At 63.7% G+C, this 5,942-nt stretch carries 3 protein-coding genes and 3 pseudogenes; 2 read left to right on the top strand and 4 right to left on the bottom strand.

All coding sequences use genetic code 11. The features are described 5' to 3' along the window. Positions 1–709 precede the first annotated feature (709 nt). The 4 genes and pseudogenes from B4U45_RS28315 to B4U45_RS28295 all read right to left on the bottom strand — a co-directional run. The gene (locus tag B4U45_RS28315) at positions 710–1,291 is read right to left on the bottom strand and encodes a hypothetical protein (RefSeq protein WP_075545313.1); all 582 of its coding nucleotides are present in this window, start codon (positions 1,289–1,291) and stop codon (positions 710–712) included. A 507-nt stretch (positions 1,292–1,798) separates the two neighbouring features. Further along, a pseudogene (locus B4U45_RS30200) lies at positions 1,799–2,149 on the bottom strand (hypothetical protein); the annotation flags it as partial. An 18-nt stretch (positions 2,150–2,167) separates the two neighbouring features. After that, complete coding sequence (locus B4U45_RS28300; RefSeq protein WP_075545314.1) at positions 2,168–2,815, bottom strand: hypothetical protein; 648 nt, start codon at positions 2,813–2,815, stop codon at positions 2,168–2,170. Between the two features lie 662 nt (positions 2,816–3,477). Then, positions 3,478–3,927 (bottom strand): annotated as a pseudogene (locus tag B4U45_RS28295) (ATP-binding protein); the annotation flags it as partial. Positions 3,928–4,048: 121 nt separating this feature from the next. On the opposite strand from B4U45_RS28295, the gene B4U45_RS28290 reads away from it, so the two are divergent. Together B4U45_RS28290 and B4U45_RS28285 are read left to right on the top strand one after the other, a co-directional pair. Continuing rightward, positions 4,049–5,230: a tyrosine-type recombinase/integrase gene (locus B4U45_RS28290; RefSeq protein ID WP_075545217.1), complete on the top strand. Its 1,182-nt coding sequence runs from the start codon at positions 4,049–4,051 to the stop codon at positions 5,228–5,230. Continuing rightward, positions 5,227–5,942 (top strand): annotated as a pseudogene (locus B4U45_RS28285) (tyrosine-type recombinase/integrase); the annotation flags it as partial. The gene B4U45_RS28290 and the pseudogene B4U45_RS28285, both read left to right, overlap by 4 nt.

Raw genomic sequence — 5,942 nt, 5'->3', positions numbered from 1 at the left:
GGTTCCGCCGCAAACCCGCCCCACCCAAGCTGCCCGAAGCAGCCTGGATCAACGAACCACCGAAGGAGAACACCGACACAGAACACGCAGCCTGACACGTCTCAAATGGTTTGACAGGTTCCGACCGCGGCGTCGATCCATGACGGCACCGCCATCGAGATCCGGGCCCGGCGCGCCGAAACCCTCGCCGCCGCCTACGCGGCGAACCCCGACCGGTTCCGCCGCAAACCCGCCCCACCCAAGCTGCCCGAAGCAGCCTGGATCAACGAACCACCGAAGGAGAACACCGACACAGAACACGCAGCCTGACACGTCTCAAATGGTTTGACAGGTTCCGGATCGCCGGGTATGGGGAAGCGATGGCAATGGCGCTGTTTCGCATCGTGAGCTGACGACACTTCTGATCCGAGAAGCCTCTGCACCAACTTGACATTAGCGCCCGCACTTTCGCGAGCGATGCCGTGGTGTGCCTCAGCCCGTGCGGGACCAAGTCGGTGATGCCGCCTCGACGATCATCGCCAAACCTCAGATCAGACGCAAACCAGTGCCGGATCGCAATGGCAAGCGCCGTTTCGGTGTGCCAGGCGGCGGTTGCGGTCCTAGAGCAGGTGACGACGGCTTCGATGGCGCACCTGGGATTTGGGTAGGTCGGGCCGACCGCCCGCTATCTAGCTGCCTTCACCGCCGCTTCGCCCGTTCGGGTTTGCTCTTACCAGTTGATTGGTGCAATTCCGTACTTTTTGTTGAACCAGTTCGTTGCGACACGCTCAGATTCGCGAATTGCCTCGTCCAGTTTGGCTTGCGCCAATGCCGCTAGCGACCTGTCGCGCTCGTCAAGTCGGTGTATGAACTCGCGCCACAAGGCGACTACCTCTCGGGCGAAATCGACGGGTAGATACTTGAGATGCACTACGGCTTCTGGGTCGTCGTAAGTTGAAAGAAGTTGACCCGCATAGCGGTCGTTGAGATGCATCAGGTATCTGTTCAGCGGCTCGCGCCATCCTTCTGTATAGAGTCGCGAATATATCCGCTCCACTTCAAAGAGATCCATGCCAAGATGGCGATCGTTTTCTTTGTCGGTGTAGCCTGTCAGGAATTCGAACAGAGCGCGGGCATGTGTGAATGTCGTCGTCATCGCGTACACCTGCATGTAGTAACCCTCGCCTCCGTCAAACCTCTTCTCGCTTTCCGGTCCGATTGTGTGCTGGATGTACCAGTCGGTCGCAGCGCAGAGCATGAAACGGAGATCGTTGTACAGGTGTTCGTCGAGAAAGTCGCGTGGATCTGTCATGCCAATACTTTCTTCTTCAAGTTGGGATTTCGGCTAGTAGTCATCTTCGCCGTAGCCTTCGTGAGCTTCCTCGTACTCCGCTGCGGCCTGTGCCATCGCCTCGTTGTCGTAACCGACTTCTACGAGGTTTGGTTCTGGGCCTGGGCACGACGACGTAATTGGCTCTGAAAAGGCGATCATGTCCGCAACAAAATCCGCCGCGCTGTCCACCAACTTCGAGTCGTCGCTGACGAAACCGACCTCCAGGTGTGTGGTGGAAGGGTCCGTCCAGTTCGCCGAACCCCACCAAACCTTTAGCGGCGTAAAGCGAATGTTGCCCTCGTCCAAGCCATAGGGTGTGTCGTAGGAGGTCCAGCCGATTCTGCCAAGAACCAGCATCTTCGCGTGGACCAGCGGTTTGCGGCGTCCGTGCAGCCAGCCCGCCACTCGAATGGGGTCGATGTCGTGCCACGTTGCTCCCCTTGGGGTGTACGGGCCGATTGTCAGCGGGGCGGACCCATCCGCGTTCGCGGGCATCATGTCAGCGAGTCGAGAAACGGCTTCGTTAGGGAAACCGTGGTTTGGCAGGCAGAGCCGGTCAAGAGCATGTTGTGAAGCACCTTTGTCGATGACGACGCACACGGAATTCAGTTTCAGCAGGCGGTCAACGACGGCTTCGCTCGTCAGCCACGGCACGCAACCAATGGCGGCAGGGCGTATGTCGCGGCCATAGCGGGTTGTTAGGTGCTCGTCGAGCACGTCGCAGAGTCCATCGACAACACCGCCGCCGAACCACGCGCGCCATCCGGCACCGTCCGGTCCCCAATCGCGCGGCTTCCCTGACCACCCACGAAATGGCTCGTAATCGCCAAGCGGCATAGTCATGATGTCTACCGATTACGTCTTGGTCACCCTCCGGCGTTTCTCACGCGGAACATAGATTCTCTTTAGGTCTGCGCCGACGCGGTGGCCGTCAGCCCCAAGCGCCACGAGGTAACTCGCAACGAAGGCGTATGGGTATCCCGCTGCGAGCAGCTCGTCGATCGGGTCGAAGTACTTCGCCGCGAAAAAGGCTTCACGGTCGCGGTGGTAGCCGTTGTAGCCCGCATCGTTCAAATCCACGAGGGCCGTGTGAATCTCTTCGGGCACGCTCGGGGTCGGCTCGCCGGTCGTCAGGTCGAGGGCACCCGTGGCGGCTGCCCACCCGGCTGCTTCGCCCTCGATCCACTCGATGACACCGAGCACCTGGCCTTCGGCGGCAGCCACCGCTTCGGCCAGTAGGCGGACATCCGTGCTGTACGCGAGCACCGGCCCGCCTCGATCGACGCTCGGGCTCCTCGCGGTGCCGATGTTGCCGTTCGCCCCGTACGCCTGAACGGCGGGAGCTGCCATGTCCAGAGTGCGTTTCTGCGGCAAGAACAGCGCGCGGCGGGCGTATGCGCGCTCGCTGGCACGTGCGGCAATCCAGCGCGTCATCACCCGTGCGTCGGCGGTGTGCCGCTGCCACGCCGCAGCGGCGGGGCGTGGTGTGAGGTCGTAGGTCACCCAGCCATCCTCCCAACAAGTACCGACAGCCCACGGAATGCCACGCCGAAGCCGCAGGACAGGGCCCCCGCCCGGAGCTAGTGCGGGGGGTGGCGCATGTTCGCTGTGCCGCAAAATGCCGCGACTGGCCCTGGCAGCGTTGCGCAGCAGTACACACGGGGAGCCCACCTATTAGGCGAACTAGCTACTACCTAGAATCGCGCCCTACCAGGCCTTTCAACGTGTGCCCAGTCGGACTTGAACCGACACTTGGCGGATATTAAGTCGCTTATGTGACTAAATGAAGCTAAGTGAAGTTAACGGTGTCGGTTGACTTCACTTAGCGCAACTGTGCCTGTGCCCGACGTGGTTCAGCTGCGGCATGCCGAACCGGCCCCGATGATCCGGCCCCGGCCGGGCGGGCGGCTGTCTAACCGACCGAGTGGCCAGCCGGGCGGCGACCGAACGGCGGCGGTGCGACGGTGGTACCACGTTGTCTCAGCGCCCGCCGAGTTTGTCGACGGGGCCTGTCCTGATGCTGCGGCGGGGTATTAGACGCTAGTCACTTGGTCACCGCCTGTATGACGGCCTGGATCGCCGGCACAGCGAACGTTGTCAACGGCAGGTGAAAACTGACCCCCTGGCGGCATTTGAAAGTTGACCCCCTGGGTCCGGTGGTGTGTTTATTCTTCGGTGGTTGCGGCTGGTGGGACCCGACCGAGGTCGCGGTCTTTGAGCCGGTAGCTGTCGCCTTTGAGGGCGACGACTTCTGCGTGGTGGACGAGGCGATCGATCATGGCGGCGGCCACGACGTCATCGCCGCCGAAGACCTCGCCCCAGCGGCCGAATGCCTTGTTGGAGGTGACGATCAAACTGGCGCGTTCGTAGCGTGCCGATACCAGTTGGAAGAACAGGTTGGCGGCCTCGGGCTCGAACGGGATGTAGCCGACTTCATCAACCACCAGGAGCGGGTAACGGCCCAGCCGGGTGAGCTCTTGGTGGATACGCCCGGCGTGATGGGCCTCGGCGAGGCGGGCCACCCATTCGGCGGCGGTGGCAAAAAACACCCGGTGGCCGGCCTGGCAGGCACGTATCGCCAGCCCGATCGCCAGATGGGTTTTGCCGGTGCCGGGTGTTATCAGCATGTAGCAACACGCCCGCATCTATGTATGCGACAAGGGGGTTGATCAGGGATTCGTCATCGTTGTTGCCGGTTTATCGGCGGGTGTTCTTCGACGTGAAGGAACGGCAACGATGGCGTATCCGGTGGCGGTGGTTCCGGCGGGCGGGCAGCGGACCTGGACGGTGCTCGGGGAGGACTACGCGACGGTTGGTCCGGTTGAGGAGTGGATCGAGGCGCATCGCCACTTGTGGTCGCCGAACACGGTGCGCGGCTATGCGACCTCGCTGGCGCAGTGGTGGAGTTTCCTTGAGCAGCGCGGGCAGACCACGGACTGGGGTGATGTCGGGGTCCCGGCGGTCAGCGCGTTCCTGTCTTGGCTGCGCAACGGCCGCACAGTGGAGCACAGCCTGGCCGCAGCGGAGCAGCCTCCGACTCCGGCGACGTTGGAAGTGCGTCTGGCGGCATTGATTTCGTTCTACCGGTGGCACCACGTGGTAGCTGGGGTGGCGGTGGCAGGCCGGTTGCTGCGCGGAACTGCGCGGCGGCGCCCGGCACGGGCGTTATTGGCGCATCTGGATGGGCGCTGCGAGCCGGCGGCGTCATCGTTGGTGCGGGTGCGCCGCGGCCGCAACCCGGACCGCCCGCCGGTGCTGCTTCCCAAGCAGATCCAGGCGATCCTGGATGGCTGCGCGGTCTTCGACCCTGAGGTTGGGGCGTGGCGCGGGAATCTGCGCGACCGCTTCTTGTTCGCTTTGCTGGCCGAGACGGGGATGCGGCTGGGCGAAGCCTTGGGGTTGCGGATCGGTGAATTCGTGCTGGGCCGCGGCGGCAGTGCCTGTGTGGAGATCGTGCCCCGCGAGGACAACCCAAACGGGGCACGGGTCAAGATGATGCGACCGCGGCGGGTGTATGTGGGCGCGGATCTGGAACGGCTGTTCGCTGACTATCTCACTGATATCGCCTGTCGGGCAGCAGAATCCGGTGTTGTCTTGACTGAGCAGCACCCACTGCTGGTCAATGTGGCACGCCCACCGCTGATGGCGGCGCTGCGTGAGACGACGGTGCGGGAGAAGGTCGCAGCCCTGCGGCGGCGCGGGATGGGCCCGTCTGACTGGACGCCGCATTGGTTTCGCCACACCCATGCCAGTGCGCTTTTGCTGGCTGGGACACCGGAGTGGGTGGTCTCTCGGCGGCTGGGGCATGCCCATGTGCAAACCACCCTCGATCTTTATAGCTGGGTCCGCGAGGACGAGGCGCTGCGGGCAGCGGCGAACTGGAACTCCTATGCCAGCGGCTGGCGGGTGGATCAGTGAATAGCGGGCGGCGCCGGTCCCAGCATCTTCGTCCGGCCAGTGCGCAGGACCCGATTTGGCGGCTGTGGGGGGCACTGCCAGTGCAGTGGCGGGGCCCGGTGCTCGGCGAGGGCATCAGCGACTGGGCATCGATCACCGAGAACGATTGGGCGCGACTGGATCTGAGCGGGCTACCCGAACCGTATGCGGCCGAACTTGCCTGGATGGCGCACTGGCAGGCCTGCGACGGCACCCGAGTGTCGGTGCTGGCGATGGCCCAGCTGGCTCACATCGTGCGCCACGCAGCGGGCCAAGGCCACCGGGTGCCGGCGTCGATCCGCCAGATGGATTGGGAGGCGGCCTATGAGTTGCAGGGCTGGTACTACGCCAATTACCGGCGGCGGTTGCCCGGAGGCCAAAGCCACCGCCGGCTGCGGATCGTGTTCGGATTCGCCCGTCAGGCGCTGATCGCGGCCTGCCACGACGGGCTGTGGTGGCAGCTTGACGACTGGCATCCCCGCTGCGATCCGCGGATCCCACTGACCAACCGCGAACCGGTCGCCAACTACGGTTGCTCACCCGGGCAGATCAGCCAGCCCTGGCTGCGGGCAGCGGTCAAATGGCATCTGGGCACCATGCTCGAATCTGGTGCGCTGCGCTGGACCAGCGTAAGCCAGGAACGGATGCCCAGCTTGCGGCGCTTCGACAAGTGGCTGAGCACCTGCTTCGAAGA

Origin of the sequence: Mycobacterium persicum, assembly GCF_002086915.1 — a bacterium.
In the GTDB taxonomy this organism is placed as follows: Bacteria; Actinomycetota; Actinomycetes; order Mycobacteriales; family Mycobacteriaceae; genus Mycobacterium; species Mycobacterium persicum.
Note: the sequence above shows the minus strand (reverse complement) of the source record. Positions and strands in the feature narration are given on the sequence as shown.